The following is an 18,174-nucleotide window of genomic DNA, read 5'->3' as shown; positions in this document are numbered from 1 at the left end:
GTGAAGGGCACGCCCTTACGTGCGAGAATCACGGCCCTGAAGGACCCTTCGAGAGGCGAGGATCATGACAGCCGACCCCGAGACCCGTTTGCGCGCGGACGCGCGCCGGAACCGGGATCAGATCCTGGCCGCCGCGAGAGCCATCTTCGCCGCCCAAGGCGCCGAGGTCCCGATGGAGGAGATCGCGCGCTCGGCCGGTGTCGGCGTCGGCACGCTGTACCGGCGCTTCCCGGACCGCGACGCGCTGATCCGGGCGGTCGCCGTCGACAACTTCGACCGGGTCCTGAGGGACGCGAAGGCCGCGAGGGATCAGGAGGCGTCTGACTGGGAGGCGCTGATCCGGCTGCTGCACCAGTCGATGGAGCTGCAGCTGAGCATCCAGCTCGCGATGGTGTCGCCGCGGGCGCTGGCGATCCTGAAGAGTGATCCCGCGATCAAGGCGCTGCGTGACGAGTTGCTGCTGGTGATGGACGCTTTCGTCCGGGGCGCGCAGGCGGAGGGCAGGCTCCGCCCGGATGTCGCCACTGGTGACGTCGCGATCCTGTTCGCGACGTTGCTGCGGCAGATGCCGGGCAAGGGCGAGGAGGTCGCGCGGATGGCGACGAGGCGCTGCATCGGGATCATGATCGACGGCCTGCGGGCCGTCGGCACGAACGAGCCGCTGCCGGGGCGGGCGCTGACCGGGGCCGATCTGGATCCGTGAGGTCTTGGCCGGCCGGTGATGCGGCGAAGGTGGTTGCGAAAGCCACTTTCGCAACGCCGGGCGGTCGTCGAGCCATGTCGCGAAAGCCACTTTCGCGACGTCTGATGTCCCGAAAGTGGCTTTCGCGACATCGGCGCGACCCGGCGCGATCCGACGCCGTGAAGGCCTCCTTCCCTACCCTCAAAGTAGGGAAGGAGGCCTTCACGGACTTCAGGTGTCCAACTGTCCGAAAGGGGTGGGTCAGACGCCCAGCGGATGCCAGACCGTCTTCGCCTCCAGGTACCGCCGCAGCCGCGAGATGTCGGCGTCGGCGGTCCAGTCCGGCTCGGCGTCCGGAACGGTCAGGACCCGCTTCACGGTCCCCGCGGCTTCCCGCGCCAAGTCCGCCCGCGCGGACGGATCGGCACCGGTCGGGTCGAGGGCGTTGACGTCCCCGTGCGACGCGAGCCACGAGCCCAGCTCCGACGCGCGGCCGGTCAGGATGTTCGCGACCCCGCCGGGCAGGTCGGACGTCGCCAGGACCTCCGAAAGCGTGATCGCGGGCAGCGGCCGGTCCGCGCTGGAGACGACCACCGCGGTCGAGCCGGTCGCCAGCACCGGGGCCAGCACGCTCACCAGGCCCAGCAGCGACGACTGCTGCGGCGCCAGCACACCCACGACGCCGGTCGGTTCCGGCACGGTGAAGGAGAAGTACGGGCCCGCGACCGGGTTGGCCCCGCCGAGCACGGTCGCGATCTTGTCCGTCCAGCCCGCGTACCAGACCCAGCGGTCGATCGACGCGTCCACAATGGACTGAGCCTTCTTCGCCGCGACGCCTTCGGACGCCGAAACCTCGGCGACGAACTGTTCGCGGCGGCCTTCCAGCATCTCCGCCACCCGGTACAGCACCTGGCCGCGGTTGTACGCGGTCGCCGCCGACCAGCCGCCGAAAGCCTTGCGGGCGGCGGAAACCGCGTCACGGACGTCCTTGCGGGACGCGTGCGAGGCGTTCGCCAGGAACTTGCCCTTGGTGTCGGTGACCGGGTACACGCGGCCGGATTCCGAGCGGGGGAACTTGCCGCCGATGTAGAGCTTGTAGGTCTTCGCCACCGAAATACGGTCAGACATCGAGGTAGGCCTCCAGTCCGGTGCGTCCGCCTTCGCGGCCGAAACCCGACTCCTGGTAACCGCCGAACGGCGCGGCGGGATCGAAGCGGTTGAACGTGTTGGCCCAGACGACGCCGGCGCGGAGCTGGTTCGCCATCCAGAGAATGCGCGAACCCTTCTCGGTCCAGATTCCGGCCGAAAGCCCGTACGGCGTGTTGTTCGCCTTGGTGACGGCCTCGTCCGGAGTGCGGAAGGTCAGCACCGAAAGCACCGGCCCGAAGATCTCCTCGCGGGCGATGCGCATCGACTGCTGAACGTCGGAGAACACGGTGGGAGCGAAGAAGAAACCACGTTCCGGCACCGGGCACGGGCTGGTCCAGCGCTGAGCGCCCTCGGCGTCGCCGGACTCCACGAGCCCCTTGATCTTCGCGAGCTGCTCGGCGGAGTTGATCGCGCCGATGTCGGTGTTCTTGTCCAGCGGGTCGCCCAGCCGCAGCGTCGAGACGCGGTAACGCAGCTTCTCGAGCAGCTCTTCGGCGATGGACTCCTGCACCAGCAGGCGCGAGCCCGCGCAGCACACGTGGCCCTGGTTGAAGAAGATCCCGTTGACGATCCCCTCGACGGCCTGGTCCAGCGGCGCGTCATCGAAGACGACATTCGCCGCCTTGCCGCCCAGTTCCAGCGTCAGCTTCTTCGCGGTGCCCGCGATCTGGCGCTGGATGGCCTTGCCGACCTCGGTCGATCCGGTGAAGGCGACCTTGTTCACGTCGCCGTGGCCCACGAGCGCGGCGCCGATGTCCCCGGCGCCGGGCAGGATGTTCACCACGCCGGGCGGGAGTTCGGCCTGCTGGCAGATCTCCGCGAACACGAGCGCGGTCAGCGGCGTGGTCTCCGCGGGCTTGAGCACCACGGTGTTGCCGGTGGCCAGCGCGGGCGCGATCTTCCAGGCCAGCATCAGCAGCGGGAAGTTCCACGGGATGACCTGGCCCGCGACACCGAGCGGCTTCGGGTTCGGGCCGTAGCCGGCGTAGTCGAGCTTGTCGGCCCAGCCGGCGTGGTAGAAGAAGTGCGCGGCGGCCGTCGGCACGTCGGAATCACGCGATTCCTTGATCGGCTTGCCGTTGTCGAGACTTTCCAGCACGGCCAGCTCCCGCGACCGTTCCTGGATCAGGCGCGCGATGCGGAACAGGTACTTGGCGCGTTCGGAGCCCGGCATCTTGGACCAGACGTTGTCGTACGCCTTGCGTGCGGCCTTCACCGCACTGTCCACATCGGACACCGACGCGGTGCCGACCTCGGCGAGCACCTCTTCGGTGGCCGGGTTGATCGTCTTGAGCGGCTCACCCGAGCCGTCGACGAATTCGCCGTTCACGAACGGCCGGTAATGCGGTTTGAGGTTCGCGAGGTCGCGCGATTCGGGCGCGGGCGCGTACTCGAAGATGCCCATGGATCAGTCCACCGTCACGTAGTCGGGACCGCTGTAGTGGCCGTCGGCCTGGGTGCGGCGCTGCAGCAGGAGGTCGTTGAGCAGGCTGGACGCCCCGAACCGGAACAGATCCGGGTTCAGCCACTGCTCGCCGGCGACCTCGTGCACCGCGACCAGGTACTTGATCGCGTCCTTGGTCGTCCGGATGCCACCGGCCGGTTTGACGCCGCGCAGTTCACCGGTCTGGACGAACCAGTCGCGGACGGCCTGCAGCATCACGTGGGTGACCGGCAGCGTCGCGGCGGGCGAGACCTTGCCGGTGGAGGTCTTGATGAAGTCGCCGCCCGCCAGCAGCGCGAGCCAGGACGCGCGGCGGACGTTGTCGTAGGTGGCGAGCTCACCGGTTTCGAGGATCACCTTGAGGTGAGCGCTGCCACAGGCGGCCTTGATCGCCTGGATCTCCTCGAAGACCTCCAGGTACCGGCCTTCCAGGAACGCGCCGCGGTCGATCACCATGTCGATTTCGGCGGCGCCGGCGTCGACGGCGATCTTGGTGTCGGCCAGCTTGATCTCGCGGCTCGTGCGGCCTGCCGGGAAGCCGGTGGCCACACTCGCGACGTGGATGCCGGTGCCGCGAAGCGCCTCGACAGCCGTCTCGACCATGTCCGGGTACACGCACACGGCCGCGACCCGCGGGGTGTCCGGGCGCTCCGGATCCGGCCGCATCGCCTTCGCGGCGAGCGCGCGGACCTTGCCCCGGGTGTCGGCGCCTTCGAGGGTCGTCAGGTCGACCATCGATATGGCGGTGTCGATCGCCCAGAGCTTGGCGGCCTTCTTGATGCTGCGCGTGCCGAGTCCGGCGGCCCGCTGCTCGACGCCGACCTGGTCGACACCAGGCAGCCCGTGCAGGAACCGGCGCAGGCTCGCCTCGTCGCGAGTCGCGTCCGCCAGCGGCGACGGGGTGGCCGTCGCCGCTGACGAGCTGGTCGTAGCTGTCATACGGGTGAGTGTAAGCGGCCTACAGGCTGGGCACCGGGGCCTGGGCGACCGCCCTGGTCGAGGGCAGTGGCGAGCAGAACTCGGAGATCATCGGCAGCTGACGCTTGAGCGCGGCTTCCGGCGACGCGGTGAGGTCCACGGTGGCCAGCGTGGAGATGTTCTTGCCGGAGTCGTCGTGGAAGCTGAGGGTGGCGAAGCCGGGCAGGTCGCCGCCGTGGCCCCAGATCGAGATCTCCTCGGCGCAGGCACCCGCGGCCTTGAGGTTCAGCTTCATCAGGCCGAGGCCGTACTCCATGCCACCGCCCACCGGGACCGTCTTCCTCATCTCGGCCACCAGATCGGCGGGCAGCAGGCGCCCGCCGAGCAACGCCTCGAAGAAGCGGTTGAGGTCCTTGGCCGAAGACACCATGCCGCCCGCGCCGAAGTAGCGCGAGTAGTTGTAGGTGGTGACGTCGGTGAGGCCGCGCGGCGCGTCGTACAGCTGCTCGTAGCCGCGGGCTGCCGGGCGGAGCAGGAACGGGAAGTCGCGGGGGAGCGAGGTGTCGCGCAGGTGCAGCGGCCCGGTGACGCGCTCGGCGAGCGCGCGTTCCAGCGGCTTCCGGGTGACCTTCTCGACCAGCAGGCCGAGGACGTTGTAGCCGGTGTTCGAGTACGCCCAGCCCGTTCCGGGTTTGAACTGGAGCGGCTGCTTCGACACGCTCAGGCGGATCATGTCGTCGCTGTCGAAGTGCTCGAAGCGTTCGGTGTCGACCTCCGCGGGCGACGACCAAGTGTCCTCGGGGAGCAGGTCGCGCGGGAGGCCGCTGGTGTGCTGCAGCAGCTGGCGGACGGTGATCGGCTCCGGATACGGCAGCAGTCCAGGCAGGTAGCGCCGCACGGGCTCGTCCAGCCCGACGCGCTTTTCCGCCACGAGCTGCAGGACCAGCGTCGCGACGAACACCTTCGACACACTCGCGATCCGCCAGCGGCCCGACGCGTCGGGCTTGCCCGGCCGGTCGATGTCCGCGACGCCGCTCACGCCGCGGAATCCGTCGGAGACGGCGACCATGCCGGGGATGCCCGCGGCGACGGCCGCGTCCATCGCGGTCTGGCGCGGATCGGCGTCCTCGGCGGCCACCGCCGGGAAGGCGGTGACAGAAAGCGTTGCGGCACAAACGATCGCGACGAAACTTCGGCGCATCGGACCATCCCCCCAGTGTGTGTTCAGCCTTCGATTCCAGGCACGTCCTTCTTGCGTGGCTTCCGCTTCACGACGACCCCACCCCAGAATGCCAGGCCGGTGACCTTCACGGTGGGCGCCGTCGGCGGCGCCGGGGGAGTCCCGGCACGATCCTCCAGTTCGAAGGCGCCCATGAAGCCGATTCCGGTGACGTCCACGTTGATGTCGTCGGGCACGATGATGTCGATCCCGCCCATGATCGCCACCGCGGTGATCGTCGAATGCTTCTCGGCGAACCGCGCGTGCCGCAGATCGAGCTCGGCGCCGCCCCAGAACGCGAAACTGTTGTGCTGCGGCGGGACCACCCAGCTGCCCTTGCGCGACGCGCCCGACATGACGGCGATCGAGGCGCCGGAGCCCGGATGCCCGCCGATCCGGTCGTCGGGCAGGCCCAGTGCGCGCGAGGTCGCCGGCTCGATCGCCGACCGCGAATGCTGCGGCAGATCCGCGGTGACCGGTTTGAGGTCTCCGACGGTCTTGGCCGCGTAGACGACGGTGAGCCGTTCTTCCAGCTCGTTGATGGTGATGCGCCCTTCGGACATCGCCGCGTGCAGCACCTGCGCGACCTGCTCGCGGTCGGCGTCGGAGATGCGCATCTGTTCGGGGCCCGGCAGGGCCGGCTCTTCACTCACCTGGAGGAGCCTAGCGCCGAGGAGAAGGCCAAGCGTCCATCTTCTGGTCGACAGTGGCATCCTCCGGTGATGGGGAACTCACTACCCGGCGCCGTCGAGCTGCCGGACGGGATCAAGGTGCGCGGACGGGGCCTGGGTCGGCCCTGGCCAGACGGGCCCTCGCCGGATTTCGGACTGTATTTGGGCGGCGCGAAGCTGCGCCGGAAGCACGATCACAAAATGGACTGGGAACGGGCGTGGATCCGCTGGCCCGACTTCCTCCTGCCGACGGACTGGGCGGACGCGCGGCGCCGGATCGTCGACCTGCACACCCGGGCGGCGGCGGGCGAGGGCGTCGAGGTCGCCTGTTACGGCGGAGTGGGGCGGACCGGGACGGTGCTGTCCTGTCTCGCCACCCTTTCGGGGCTGAGCGCGGACGAGGCGGTGGCGTGGGCGCGGGCCAACCACGACAAGCGTTCGGTGGAGACGCCCTGGCAGCGCCGCTGGGTCGGCTGGTTCGCGCGGCAGGCGTGACGGGCTAAATTGACCGGCATGGATGTGCACGTCGTTGATCACCCGCTGGCCAAGGCCAGGCTCTCCACCATGCGCGACGCGCGCACCGACAGCGCCGCCTTCCGCGCGGCGCTGCACGAACTGACCGTCATGCTGGTTTACGAAGCCACCCGCGACATCCCCGTGCGGATCGAGCGGATCCACACCCCGGTGGCGCGGACCGACGGCTACGCGCTGGCGAGCCCGCCGCTGCTCGTGCCGGTGCTGCGGGCCGGGCTCGGGATGGCGGACCAGGCGCACAAGCTGATCCCGGACGCCCAAATGGGTTTCGTCGGCCTCGCGCGCGACGAGGAGACGCTCAAGCCGACGCCGTATCTCGAGTCGCTGCCCGAATCGCTCGCCGACCGGCCGGTGATGGTGCTCGATCCGATGCTGGCGACCGGCGGGTCGATGGAGTACACGATCCGGCTGCTCACCGATCGCGGCGCCACCGACGTCACCGCGATCTGCGCGCTGGCGGCCCCCGAAGGCATCGAGCATCTGAAGAAGGCCGGCCTGCCGCTGCGGGTGGTGACCGCGAGCATCGACGAGCGGCTGAACGACTCCGGGTTCATCGTGCCGGGTCTCGGTGACGCGGGGGACCGGCAGTACGGGGCCGTCTGACGCCGCCGGATCGCGTTTAGCCCGCTAAACGCGATCCGGCCGGTTCGCAACAACTCCCCCGTTGCCGGTCACTGACGGATGTGACCAGAACAGTGACCGGAACGGTGGGGGTGCCGGTGGACTCTTGCGAACCTCCTCCCGACAGGAGCGACACGGAGCTTTGGCGGGCGGCCGCGGGCGGTGACCACGCGGCGTTCACCGAGCTGTTCGAACGGCATGTCCAGCCGGTGTGGAACCACGCCTACCGGCTCACCGGGTCGTGGGCGTCGGCCGAAGACCTGACGTCGACGACGTTTCTCACCGCCTGGCGGCGCCGGGCGGACATCACCCTCATCCGCGAAAGCGCGTTGCCCTGGCTGTACACCGTCGTGGGCAACCTCGCGCGCAGCGAACACCGCAGCACCGGGCGGCGGCTCCGGCTCGTCCGGCGCCTGCCGGAGCCGCGGTCGGTGTCCGACCACGCCGACAGCGTCGTCGACCAGCTCGACGGCGAAGACCGCCTTCGGCAGGTGCTCGCCTTGGTCGCGAAGCTGCCGAAATCGCAGCGGCAAGCCGTCGAACTCTGCCTGCTCGGCGATCTCTCCTTCGCCGACGCCGCCGAACTGCTCGGCGTCGCCGAGGTGACCGTTCGCGCCCACATCTCGCGGGCCCGTACGCAGCTGCGGGCCGCCCTGGAGGAGAAATGACCGACGACCTCGGCCTGCCCGGCAGGCGCGAACTCCCTCCGGAAGTGCTGGACAACCTGCGGATGTCCCTGCGGGAGGGGATGGGAAAACCCGAACGGCGGCGATGGCCGATCGTCGCCGCCGCGGCCGCCGTGGTCCTGGTCCTGGCCGGCGCCCTGGTCACGACGGTGCTCATCCGGGAACCGGACGGGCAGGGTCCCGTCGTCGCGAACCCTGACTTCTCCCTCGACCGGCCGAAGGCGGAGGAGGCGATGAACCGATGCTGGGCGGCGCTCCAGACCCGGGGCAGGGCCGCGAGCTTCCCCGCACGTGACGAGTGGGTGCCGCAATTCACCGTCGCCCCTTCCTGGACGTCCGTGACGGTCGTCGCGGTGCGCGCGGGCGGCAAGACCTTCTTCTGTGAAACCACGTCGATCACGGCGACGGTGTCCGATCCGGACGCCGCCCCGTCCTATGCCACGGGCACCAAGGCCGCGGCACTGCTGACGAGCCGCGCCGGAACGGTCGCCGGGGTGGCCGACCCTGGCTGGGAAAAGATGGAGGTCTTCAGCCGGACCGCCGATTCGACGGCCTCGTCCGAGGTATCGATCTTCCGGAACGGGAACCTGTTCGTGCTGCTCTCGCAGTCCAAACCTTCGCGGACCACGTACTCGGTCGGGCCGTACACGGGAGAGCCGGGCAACGGTGTCACTGTCGCGCCGCACGCCCTTCGGCCCGCGCCCGAACCGGCTGTGACGGAGATCGATCGCGTCCCGCCCGTGGTGCCGGACCGGGGCACACCGGCGGGGCAGTTCTTCCAGACCTGCGTGGAGGGAGCGACCGAACCGCTGCCCGACGTCGATGTGTACGAGACCGGGACGCTGCTCGAAGGCGATGACGTCAAGGTGGTCGTCGCCCGGCTCGGCGACAGGTTCGCCGTCTGCCAGGGCGGGCTCGGGTATCGCGACGGAACGAGCGAGTACTACCGCCTCTTCTCCGACCAGACCACCGAGCGGCGGCCGGTGCGCAAACTTTCGACCGAAACGCTCGGCGGCTCCGAGCAGGGCGGGGCTGGCAGCGCGAAGAATCCGTTCATCGGGATCGTGCCGCGGACCGCGACCACGGTGAAGCTCGATTTCGGTGCGGGCAAGAAGGTCGACGCGACGGTCACCGACGGGACCTTCGCGGTCTGGCGACCGGAGCTCCCCGGGGCGATGGACCCGAATGGGCAGGTGGGCGTGGTCGTCCTCGATGGCGAAGGGAAGACCCTCCACGAGGGCACCCTGCCGCTCTACTGACCTGCGTTTAGCGGGCTAAACGCGATCCGGCCTGCTTGGGGTGCGCGGGCAGTACATGAAGGGGGCCTTCACGGAGCTAGGCGCAAGGATGGGGGCCTTCATGTACTTGGGCGTGGCCGGGCGGACCTGCGTTTAGCGGGCTAAACGCGATCCGGCGCCCGGCCGCCGAGGTGACGACGTAGTGAAGGCCTCCCTCCCTACCCTGAAGGTAGGCAAGGAGGCCTTCACGGACTTGCCCGCCAGCCCAGGGCGCACAGATCGCGATTAGCCCGCTAAACGCGGGTCACCGGCGCAGCCAGCCGGAGGCGTTCACCCGCAGCGCGGTCTCGTAAGCCGTGCTCACGGTGTACTGCTCCGGAAGGTTCCCGTTCAGCTCCAGCGACACGAGCCCGTGCACGAATCCCCAGCAGGCCACCGTCACGACCTCGGGCGGCACGTCGAGGAAGACGCCGTCGGCGACGGCCTTGCGGATCGTGCCCTCCAGCGGCGCCATCGTGGCGCGGGCTCGCTCGGACATCTCCTCCGCCGGTTCGAAACCCGGCACCGACTTCGTGAACATGATCGCGTAGAGATGCGGGTCGGCCAGCGCGCTTTCCCGGTACGCGACGCCGAGCCGCACCAGGTCCTCGACCGGGTCGCCGCTCAGCGTGACCCCGGCCATCCGGCGGCCGAAGCGGCGGAAGCCCTCGGTGAACAGGGCGCTGACGAGGTCCGTTTTCCCGCCGAAGAGTGAATAGACCGCGGTGGTGGACGTGCCGACGTCGGCGGCCAGTTTGCGGAGGCTCAGCGCCTTGGGGCCGTCGGCCGAGATGAGCTCACCGGCGCGGTCCAGCAGTTTCAGCCGGAGGTTCTCGTCGTGCGTCCTGGGACGGGGCATGCGCGGAGAGTATCGCAACGCTGTTATCGATCGCTCGGATTCGGAGTTGACCTGGAGCGCACTCCAGGTCGTAGTGTCGTTCGCATGAGCTACTCGATAGCGGAAGCCGCGCGACGTAGCGGACTGTCCATCGACACTCTCCGGTACTACGAGCGCATCAAACTCGTCGAGCCCCCGGCGCGGGACGCGGCCGGGCGCCGCGCCTACAGCGATGACGACCTCGGGTGGCTGGCGTTCCTGACCAAGCTCCGCCTGACCGGCATGCCCATCAAGCGGATGCGGGAGTACGCCTCCCTGCGCCACCACGGGGCGGCGAGCGCGGGCAGGCGTAAGGCGATCCTCGTCGACCAGCGCAAATCGGTCGCCGACCGGATCGCCGAGCTGCAGACCTGCCTCGACATCCTCGACTACAAGATCGACCACTACGACCAGGTGGAACGCAAGGTGCTCGGCACCGGAGCCACCGTGGAGGGAATTTCAGCGTGATCAGCACCAGGAGGCTCGGCGGCCTGGAGGTCGGGGCCCAGGGGCTCGGCTGCATGGGGATGAGCCAGGCCTACGGCGTCCGCGACGACGACACGGAGTCGATCGCCACCGTCCACCGCGCGCTCGAGCTGGGGGTGACCCTGATCGACACCGCGAACATCTACGGCGCTGGAGCGAACGAAGAGCTCGTCGGCCGCGCGATCGCGGGCAAGCGGGACCAGGTCGTCCTTGCGACCAAGTTCGGCATCGTCTGGGATCAGGACGGCGGGATGTCCGCGCGCGGCGACGCGGCGTACGTCAAGCAGAGCTGCGAAGAGTCCCTTCGGCGGCTGAACGTCGACCACATCGACCTGTACTACCAGCACCGGGTCGACCCGGACACGCCGGTCGAGGAGACCTGGGGCGCGCTCGCGGAGCTGGTCCAAGAGGGCAAGATCCGCTACGCCGGGATCTCCGAGGCCAGCGCCGAGACGATCCGGCGCGCCCACGCCGTCCACCCGGTGACGGCGCTGCAGAGCGAGTGGTCCCTGTGGACTCGCGGCATCGAAGGCGAGATCCTCTCGACCGTTCGCGAGCTCGGCATCGGCATCGTGCCGTTTTCGCCGCTGGGCCGCGGTTTCCTCACCGGCGGCGTGACGTCGGTGAAGGACCTTCCGGCGGACGACCTGCGCCGCGGCCTGCCCCGGTTCGCCGAGGGCAACTTCGAGCGCAACATGGCGATCGTCGAGGCGTTGCGGGCGCTGGCCGAGCAGAAGGGCGTCACCGCGGGGCAGCTGGCGCTGGCTTGGGTGCAGGCGCAGGGTGACGACGTCGTGCCGATCCCGGGTACCAAGCGCCGCAAGTACCTGGAAGAGAACGCCGCCGCGGCGGAGCTGAAACTGTCCGAAGTGGACATCGAGGCCATCGAAAAGGCCGCGCCCGCCGAGGCGTTCGCCGGTGAGCGTTACCCGGAGCGGCTCGCCCGCGCCGCCGGTAAGTAAACCCCCACAGAATTGCGAGAGAGATCATGACGGGTTCCACCCTGCCCACCCGCAGGCTCGGCACGCTGGAAGTCGGCGCGCAGGGGCTCGGCTGCATGGGCATGAGCGAGTTCTACGGCCAGGGCGACGACACCGAATCGATCGCGACGATCCACCGCGCGATCGAACTGGGCGTCACCCTCATCGACACCGCCGACATGTACGGCTTCGGCCGCAACGAGGAATTGGTCGGCCGCGCGCTGGCGGGCAAGCGGGACCAGGTCGTGCTGGCGACCAAGTTCGGCATCGTGCGCGACGAGGCGGATCCATCGAAGCGCGGGATCCGAGGCGACGAATTCTATGTGCGCCAACAGGTCGAGGCTTCGCTTCGCCGGTTGAACGTCGACCACATCGACCTCTACTACCAGCACCGCGTCGACCCGGACGTGCCGATCGAGGAGACCGCGGGCGCCCTGTCCTCGCTGGTCGAGCAGGGGAAGATCCGGCACATCGGCCTGTCCGAGGCCGGTCCGGACACCATCCGGCGGGCGCACGCCGTGCATCCGGTGACGGCGGTGCAGACGGAATGGTCGCTGTGGTCGCGCGACATCGAGAACGAGGTCGTCCCGGTCTGCCGTGAGCTCGGCATCGGGCTGGTGCCGTATTCCCCGCTGGGCCGCGGCTTCCTCACCGGCCGCTTCAAGTCCAAAGAGGACTTCGCGGAAGGTGACTTCCGTCAGACGACCCAGCCGCGTTTCGCCGAGGGCAACTTCGAGCGCAACATGGCGATCGTCGAGGTGTTGCGCGCGCTGGCCGAGCAGAAGGGCGTCACCGCCGGGCAACTCGCGCTGGCTTGGGTGCAGGCGCAGGGTGACGACGTCGTGCCGATCCCGGGCACCAAGCGCCGCAAGTACCTCGAAGAGAACGTGGCGTCTGTCGGCCTGAAGCTGACCGCCGAGGACATCGCCGCGATCGAAGCGGCGGTCCCGGCCGACGCGGTCGCGGGGGAGCGCTACCCCGAAGCGGCCATGCGCATGCTGTCCCGCTGAACACGACAAAGCCGGCGCCCCGTTCGCGGGGCGCCGGCTTTTTCGTTGTCAGAGCAAAGACGTGACCGCGTCGACGACACTGTCGACGGCCACGGTCTGCTGTTCGCGGGTGGCGAGCCCGCGGACGGTCACGTTTCCGGCGTCCCAGTCTTCCTGGCCGACGATCACCACGGCACGCGCCCCGGCCTTGTCCGCCCGGGTGAGCTCCTTGCCCAGCTTGCGGAGCTCGACGGGCGTGGACGTGCGCAGCCCGGCCTTCCGGAGCCGCCCGGCGACCTCGCGCGAGGCGTCGGTGAGCTCTTCGATCACCGGGATCACCACGACGTCGACCTCGCTGCGCGGCTTCGGGGTGAGGCCGTGCGTGTCGAGGAAATCGATCAGCGTGACGTCGCCCATGCCGAAGCCGATCCCGGGGATCTGCTGCGAGGTGAACAACGACGCCAGGTCGCTGTACCGGCCGCCGCCGAAGAGGGCGCGACGGTTCTCCGGAGAGGTGTCGAAGACCTCGAACACGGTCGACGTGTAGTACGCCAGCCCGCGCACGATCATCGGATCGAACGTGATCAGGTCCGCGGCGCCGCTGTTCAGCACCTTGACCAGGTTCGAGTTCTCCTTGACCTGCTCCGGCAGCTCGTCGAGCAGGGCCGCGCCGGAGGTCAGGATCTCGGTCAGCTTCTCGAACTGCTTGTCCGTCAGCCCGATCTCGGTCGCGGTGTCGCTCAGCTTGGTGCGGTCCGACTTCTCCCAGCGGTCCACCAGGGTGAACACCTGCGGCAGCTGCTCCGCGGTCACGCCGACGATGTCGGTGAGCGCCGAAGAGAGCAGGTTCCGGTCGTTGGCGCGCACCTGGAACATGTCCGGCGTCGCGCCGAGCGCGCTCATCATGTCGTGGATCAGCTCGAAGATCTCGATCTCACAGTTCGCGCTGTCCGAACCGAAGATGTCCGCGTTGATCTGCCAGTGCTCGCGGACCCGGCCGCGCTGCGGCCGCTCGTAGCGGTGGCAGTTCGGGTGGCTGTACCAGCGCACCGGGAACTGCAGCGATTTGGCGTTGCCCGCGATCATCCTGGCGACCGACGGCGTCATCTCCGGGCGCAGCGCCAGCCGCTCGCCGCCCTTGGTGGTCAGCGTGTACAGCTGCTGGTCCGCGATCTCCTGCCCGGACTTCCGCTCGTAGATCTCGGCGGGTTCGAGGATCGGCCCGTCGTAGCGGAGGAAACCCCGGAGTTCGAGCACGTCGTAGAGATGGCCGAACACCTGCGTCCGGACGGACATCTCGGCGGGCAGGAAGTCGCGGGTCCCCTTGGCGGGGGCTGTCGGCAGGTATTCAGGCACGTCAACAAGCTTAACCAGCGAAGGCGACGCCGTACGCGGTGGTCAGGATCGCCGCTCCGAGCAGCACCGCACCGGCACTGGTGACCCGCCCGCCGAGCTTGCCCTTGCCCGGTGCCAGGTGCAGGAAGAAGCCGCCGGACTGGGCGAGCACGCCGAACAGCAGCAGGAAGCAGACGATCCACAGCGCGGTGCCCGGGAGCCCGGTCTGCCCGAGGATCTGCAGCGCGACCAGGGCGAGAACCAGCAGGACGCCGGCGTGCGCGTGGCCGGCGCGGAACATCCCGCGCTGGTGTTCGGTCAGTTTCCGGTCACGCAGGACACCCATCAGCGCGTAGCCGCCATACATCACCGTGGGCAGTGAAACGAGCGCGATGACGGTGAAGAGCCTGATGGGACCTTCCATGGTTGTTCCTTTCGCCGCAGGGGAGGCCAACGGTAACACTGTTTTAAAACGCTGTCACCAAAGTTGTCGTCCCACTTTCGGGAGCGGTCGGGTTGGTCGTGAGCGGCGATTCAGGTTCTCTTGCCGTCAAGACGCTGCCGGGCGAGGTGAAAGGGACTTTCGCCGCATCGGACGCGGGGGTCCCCTGTGTCCCCGCGGCCGCGGTGCTGGTGTCGCGAAAGCCACTTTCGGGACATCAGGCGTCGCGAAAGTGGCTTTCGCGACACGCTGGGCGGCGGCCCGCGCTCAACGCCTGAGTCCCGCTTCCGCCGGGTGGTCGTGGCCTCAGGCGGAGGCGACGCGCTCCCGGACGTAGGCGATGTCCGCGNGTCGCGAAAGCCACTTTCGGGACATCAGGCGTCGCGAAAGTGGCTTTCGCGACACGTCTTGTCCACGAGCCACCCGTCGGCGCCGAGTAGGCCGGACTCGATCAAGCCGAGCCGCTCGCCACCACTCCGCGCGAAAGGACCAGACGAACGTTCCGGAGCGCGGAAAGATCGGCGAGCGGATCGCCGTCGACCACCAGGACGTCAGCGCTCAGGCCGGGGACGAGCCGCCCGGTGACGTCGGAGAGGCCGAGCCCGGCGGCGGAGTCCTCGGTCGCGATCTCGAGGATCCGGCGCCTGCCGAAACCGAGCCATTCGTAGAGTTCGAGTGCGCCGACGGGATCGTCGAAGACCGACCCGGGCAGCCCGGCGTCCGTCCCCGCCAGCAGCGGGACGCCCAGTTCCTCCAGCCAGGACAGCCGTCCGTAGACGGTCTTCGCGAGTTCATCGCCCATGCGCTCGGCCAGCATCCGCCAGTTGCGGCTGCTCGTCGAACACGCCGCGATGCCCTCGGCCGCCATACGCTTGGCGACGCCCTCGCGCCGGTCCTGGCGCTGGGGCCCGGTCATCCAGGTGCAGTGCTCGATCGTGCGGACACCCGCCTCGACCGACGCCTCGATCGCGTCGGAGCCGTGGGCGTGCGCCGCGACCGGGAGCCCGTGGCGCGCCGCGTGCTCGACGATCAGGCGCAGCGCCCGGACGTCGAACTGCGATTCCCACATGTCCGCGCCGCCCTCGGTGATCTGGCCGCCGCTGGCCATCACCTTGATCACGTCCGCGCCGGCGGCCGCGTTGGCGTCGATCACGGCCCGGATCGCGTCGTCGCCGTCGACCTCGCCGCCGAAGAAATGGCAGTGTCCTTTGAGGACGGTCAGGGGCGATCCGGCGGTCAGCAGGCGCGGAGCGGCGGCGCCTTCGGCTTCGAGTTCCGCTCGGACCCGAGCGCCCAGCGCGTCACGATCGCCGAGATCCCGCACCGTCGTGACGCCGCTGCGCAGCAGCTGTCCCAGCCGCTCCTTGGCGCCCGCGCGGAGGGCGTCGTCGCCGCTCGCCAGGAAGTTCGGCAGCATCTCGCGGGAGGCGTCGAAAGTCAGGTGCACGTGGGCGTTGAACAGGCCGGGCAGCAAAGTCGCACCGGGAAAGTCGAGCCGTTCGGCGTCCGGCGACGACCGGGCCACGACTTCGGCGCGGGGGCCTGCCGCGAGGATCCGGCCGCCCTCGACGAGAACGGCGCCGTCTTCGACCGGCGTGCTCGGGCGCGGCAGGACGCGGCCGGCCGTCAGCAGCAGTTGCGCGGTCATGCCTCGCTCCTGGAAACGGCGGCGGACAGGGCCAGCAGCGGCCGGACGTCGGATTCGATGTCGGAAGCGCCGCCCGGGAGCACGAGTTTCGCCCGCCCGTCGGTCTCCTCACCGGCGGTCTGCCTGGCGATCGCCGTCTTCAGCGCCTCCGCCGCCGCCCGCGGGTCGTCGGCGGCGAGCGCGGTGAGATCCGTTTCCAGATAAGGGCTCAGCTGCACGAGCCCGTCCCGGATCTCGATCACGCGGCGGTAGTACCGGCGGTGGACCGTACGCGGGCGCCACCGCTCCCACCTGCCTTGTGGCGTGGTCCGGAGCACGATGTTCGGGTAGATCCCGGCCAGCGCGGTCCACAACGGGGTGAGCTCGTCGTGGTGACGCCGGTGCTGACGGCGGCGCCGCAGCGCGGCGAACCGCGCGCGGGCGCCGGGGTAGGTGATCCCGGCCAGGAAGAGCACGATCCCGAGGAGTACCAGCGGGACGGCGATGGTGAGCAGCAGCGGGATCGACGGCCCGAACGCCCACGCGATCACGATGTAGAGCGCGCGGAACACACTGCCCACGGAAAGGCAGATCAGCCCGGCGGCGCTGAGTTTCAGCCCGGTCTTCAGATGCCGGTCCGCGGTGCGGATGTAGCGGAAGATCCACCAGGCGCAGGCGCAGAGGCCGTAGATCAGGTAGATCCCGGCGCCCAGGTAGAACAGCGCCACGCCGGGGATGTGCACGAGCTTCGGGCTCAGCGCGAGCCCGCGCACCTCCGGCGGGGTGAGGGACATGGCGACCAGCATCAGCACGATCGCGCCGGACAGCGGGATCAGTTCGAACAGGACGCGCTTCGGGCGGCGCGGGCCCAGCGCGGACCCGAGGAAGACGATCAGCAGCGCGCACACCCCGATGGCGAGCATGACGTTGTTGACCAGGCGGCCCGTGCCCTTGCCGGCCAGGCCGTCGAGCCAGCCGACGATCACCTTCTGCTGGGCGAGGAAGGAGCCGGCCACGCAGACGATCGTGATGGTGATCGCCCAGTTCGGCAGCAGCCGCGGCGCCCGGTACGTCTGGTAGATCCGCCAGGCGAGCGCGGTCGCGAACAGCACCATCGCCACGACGTTGATAGGGGAGAACAGTGAGGTCACAGCCACCCTTGATGGTCGCCCAGCGCGCCTTGGACACGGCGGACGTCATCGTCGTCGGCGCGACGGGGAATCGTGTAGTTCAAGACCGACGCCCATTCGAGGATGATGGTCGCCACGGTCTCGGCTTCCCATTCGTGCGCCTCATCGTAGGAGGTGCGGCGTAAAGCGCGGTGTACCGCGTCGCCGTCGAGCCCGGTGGCGGGGCCGCGCAGGAAGTCGGCGGGTTCGGCGTCGCCGCCGGGATGGTGATCGGCGAGCATATGCCCGAGTTCGTGCAGGATGATGTGATCCTGGTGGGACTTCGTGGTCTCCTGCTGGAAGAAGATGTAGTCCGCCGAACCGGTGGCGATCCAGCAGCCGAACGGGCCGGGGACCTCCAGCGGATACGGCATCAACCGGATCGGCCTGCCACGCTGTTCGCCGAGCCGCTCGCAGAGCACGCCGACGTCGAGCGGCGGCTCGATGTCGAGCTTGTTCAGCATCTTGCGACAGCGTTTGCGGAGCTCGCGTTCCTTCATCGGCTTTCGTCCGGCTGGTCGCGCTCGGCCCGTTCGTATCGCTCGACGAGCTCCAGCAGGTCCATCACCTGGCGACGGCCCTGCGGGGAAAGCTCCTGTGCGCGCATGGCCATGAGCTTCGCCTCTCCGACGGGCTGAGCTTCCTGGTCTTCGAAGAAGTAGGTGATCGGAACGCCGAACAGTTTCGCCAGCGCCTCGACGTAGTGGATCTTCGGATTGACGCGTTTACCCGTGGCGAGCTGCTGGAGGTACGCGGGCGACATGGTGGGCCCGCCGGCGCGATCGATCGCCGCGGACAGCTCGCGATAGCTGTGCGGGGCGCCTTCGTTCGCGCGCGCCGAATCGATCAGCGCGCTCAGTTTCTGGGCGAAGGTCTGGTACGGCGACATGACCCCCCATCCGTTCACTGGTCCCGTTCCGTAGTGGGAGTGTAACGCGATACAGCCTGTCCGCAGCTGTTGACAGCACATGTATGCAGTGGTTTACAGTTGTCAAGCGGTTTCGTGCCGTGTCCGGTCTCTCGCTCCGGAATCCGTGCCCTGGGGGTGTACGGACGCCGGAGTGAGAG

General features: G+C 69.1%; 20 protein-coding genes. 8 read left to right on the top strand and 12 right to left on the bottom strand.

Annotated features, from left to right (window positions below; all coding sequences use genetic code 11):
- The first annotated feature begins 64 nt into the window (after window positions 1–64).
- Window positions 65–703, top strand: a complete 639-nt coding sequence (locus ACXIZN_RS28870) for a TetR/AcrR family transcriptional regulator (protein WP_457958150.1) — start codon at window positions 65–67, stop codon at window positions 701–703.
- 240 nt (window positions 704–943) lie between these two features.
- Here ACXIZN_RS28870 and ACXIZN_RS28865 read toward each other — a convergent pair whose 3' ends face one another.
- The 5 genes from ACXIZN_RS28865 to ACXIZN_RS28845 are packed head-to-tail and all read right to left on the bottom strand — an operon-like array spanning window position 944 to window position 6,029.
- On the bottom strand, window positions 944–1,810 hold the full coding sequence (locus ACXIZN_RS28865) for an aldehyde dehydrogenase family protein (RefSeq protein ID WP_457958149.1): 867 nt from the start codon (window positions 1,808–1,810) through the stop codon (window positions 944–946).
- On the bottom strand, window positions 1,803–3,236 hold the full coding sequence (locus ACXIZN_RS28860; protein ID WP_126735245.1) for an aldehyde dehydrogenase family protein: 1,434 nt from the start codon (window positions 3,234–3,236) through the stop codon (window positions 1,803–1,805). The genes ACXIZN_RS28865 and ACXIZN_RS28860 overlap by 8 nt, the downstream gene beginning before the upstream one ends.
- A 3-nt stretch (window positions 3,237–3,239) precedes the next feature.
- The gene (gene deoC, locus ACXIZN_RS28855; RefSeq protein ID WP_192746710.1) at window positions 3,240–4,214 is read right to left on the bottom strand and encodes a deoxyribose-phosphate aldolase; all 975 of its coding nucleotides are present in this window, start codon (window positions 4,212–4,214) and stop codon (window positions 3,240–3,242) included.
- A gap of 19 nt (window positions 4,215–4,233) precedes the next feature.
- Window positions 4,234–5,394, bottom strand: coding sequence for a serine hydrolase domain-containing protein (locus ACXIZN_RS28850; protein WP_457958147.1), 1,161 nt, complete (start codon window positions 5,392–5,394; stop codon window positions 4,234–4,236).
- Window positions 5,395–5,417: 23 nt separating this feature from the next.
- Window positions 5,418–6,029 (bottom strand): DUF1707 SHOCT-like domain-containing protein, encoded by a 612-nt coding sequence (locus ACXIZN_RS28845; protein ID WP_126735368.1) that lies wholly within the window; start codon window positions 6,027–6,029, stop codon window positions 5,418–5,420.
- Between the two features lie 105 nt (window positions 6,030–6,134).
- On the opposite strand from ACXIZN_RS28845, the gene ACXIZN_RS28840 reads away from it, so the two are divergent.
- The 4 genes from ACXIZN_RS28840 to ACXIZN_RS28825 all read left to right on the top strand — a co-directional run bounded on the left by ACXIZN_RS28840 (window position 6,135) and on the right by ACXIZN_RS28825 (window position 9,183).
- The gene (locus tag ACXIZN_RS28840; protein WP_457958146.1) at window positions 6,135–6,578 is read left to right on the top strand and encodes a protein-tyrosine phosphatase family protein; all 444 of its coding nucleotides are present in this window, start codon (window positions 6,135–6,137) and stop codon (window positions 6,576–6,578) included.
- An 18-nt stretch (window positions 6,579–6,596) separates the two neighbouring features.
- Entirely contained in the window at window positions 6,597–7,220 is a 624-nt protein-coding gene (gene upp / locus ACXIZN_RS28835; RefSeq protein ID WP_457958144.1) for a uracil phosphoribosyltransferase, read from the top strand.
- 92 nt (window positions 7,221–7,312) lie between these two features.
- Window positions 7,313–7,906 (top strand): RNA polymerase sigma factor, encoded by a 594-nt coding sequence (locus ACXIZN_RS28830; RefSeq protein WP_457960625.1) that lies wholly within the window; start codon window positions 7,313–7,315, stop codon window positions 7,904–7,906.
- On the top strand, window positions 7,903–9,183 hold the full coding sequence (locus ACXIZN_RS28825) for a hypothetical protein (RefSeq protein ID WP_457958142.1): 1,281 nt from the start codon (window positions 7,903–7,905) through the stop codon (window positions 9,181–9,183). The genes ACXIZN_RS28830 and ACXIZN_RS28825 overlap by 4 nt, the downstream gene beginning before the upstream one ends.
- 283 nt (window positions 9,184–9,466) lie before the next feature.
- Here ACXIZN_RS28825 and ACXIZN_RS28820 read toward each other — a convergent pair whose 3' ends face one another.
- A complete protein-coding gene (locus ACXIZN_RS28820) occupies window positions 9,467–10,060 on the bottom strand; it encodes a TetR/AcrR family transcriptional regulator (RefSeq protein ID WP_126735240.1) in 594 nt (197 codons plus the stop codon).
- Window positions 10,061–10,144: 84 nt separating this feature from the next.
- On the opposite strand from ACXIZN_RS28820, the gene ACXIZN_RS28815 reads away from it, so the two are divergent.
- From ACXIZN_RS28815 to ACXIZN_RS28805, 3 genes are read left to right on the top strand one after another with little or no spacing between them, the layout of a single operon-like run.
- The gene (locus ACXIZN_RS28815; protein ID WP_126735239.1) at window positions 10,145–10,546 is read left to right on the top strand and encodes a MerR family transcriptional regulator; all 402 of its coding nucleotides are present in this window, start codon (window positions 10,145–10,147) and stop codon (window positions 10,544–10,546) included.
- Window positions 10,543–11,526 (top strand): aldo/keto reductase, encoded by a 984-nt coding sequence (locus ACXIZN_RS28810; protein WP_457958140.1) that lies wholly within the window; start codon window positions 10,543–10,545, stop codon window positions 11,524–11,526. The genes ACXIZN_RS28815 and ACXIZN_RS28810 overlap by 4 nt, the downstream gene beginning before the upstream one ends.
- 26 nt (window positions 11,527–11,552) lie before the next feature.
- Window positions 11,553–12,554, top strand: a complete 1,002-nt coding sequence (locus ACXIZN_RS28805; RefSeq protein ID WP_457958138.1) for an aldo/keto reductase — start codon at window positions 11,553–11,555, stop codon at window positions 12,552–12,554.
- Window positions 12,555–12,602: 48 nt separating this feature from the next.
- Here ACXIZN_RS28805 and hisS read toward each other — a convergent pair whose 3' ends face one another.
- The 6 genes from hisS to ACXIZN_RS28775 all read right to left on the bottom strand — a co-directional run bounded on the left by hisS (window position 12,603) and on the right by ACXIZN_RS28775 (window position 17,995).
- Window positions 12,603–13,889: a histidine--tRNA ligase gene (hisS, locus tag ACXIZN_RS28800; RefSeq protein WP_457958137.1), complete on the bottom strand. Its 1,287-nt coding sequence runs from the start codon at window positions 13,887–13,889 to the stop codon at window positions 12,603–12,605.
- A gap of 10 nt (window positions 13,890–13,899) precedes the next feature.
- Complete coding sequence (locus ACXIZN_RS28795; protein WP_457958135.1) at window positions 13,900–14,292, bottom strand: hypothetical protein; 393 nt, start codon at window positions 14,290–14,292, stop codon at window positions 13,900–13,902.
- Window positions 14,293–14,761: 469 nt separating this feature from the next.
- Window positions 14,762–15,958: an amidohydrolase family protein gene (locus ACXIZN_RS28790; RefSeq protein ID WP_457958134.1), complete on the bottom strand. Its 1,197-nt coding sequence runs from the start codon at window positions 15,956–15,958 to the stop codon at window positions 14,762–14,764.
- Window positions 15,955–17,088 carry an MAB_1171c family putative transporter gene (locus ACXIZN_RS28785; protein ID WP_457958132.1) on the bottom strand — a complete coding sequence of 378 codons (1,134 nt, stop codon included), beginning with the start codon at window positions 17,086–17,088 and terminating at the stop codon, window positions 15,955–15,957. Before ACXIZN_RS28785 ends, ACXIZN_RS28790 begins: the two co-directional genes overlap by 4 nt.
- Window positions 17,085–17,606, bottom strand: a complete 522-nt coding sequence (locus ACXIZN_RS28780) for a hypothetical protein (protein ID WP_126735233.1) — start codon at window positions 17,604–17,606, stop codon at window positions 17,085–17,087. Before ACXIZN_RS28780 ends, ACXIZN_RS28785 begins: the two co-directional genes overlap by 4 nt.
- Entirely contained in the window at window positions 17,603–17,995 is a 393-nt protein-coding gene (locus ACXIZN_RS28775) for a helix-turn-helix domain-containing protein (RefSeq protein ID WP_126735232.1), read from the bottom strand. The genes ACXIZN_RS28780 and ACXIZN_RS28775 overlap by 4 nt, the downstream gene beginning before the upstream one ends.
- Window positions 17,996–18,174 lie beyond the last annotated feature (179 nt).

This window comes from Amycolatopsis sp. TRM77291 (assembly GCF_054166285.1).
This window is presented reverse-complemented; position numbering and strand designations above follow the sequence as displayed.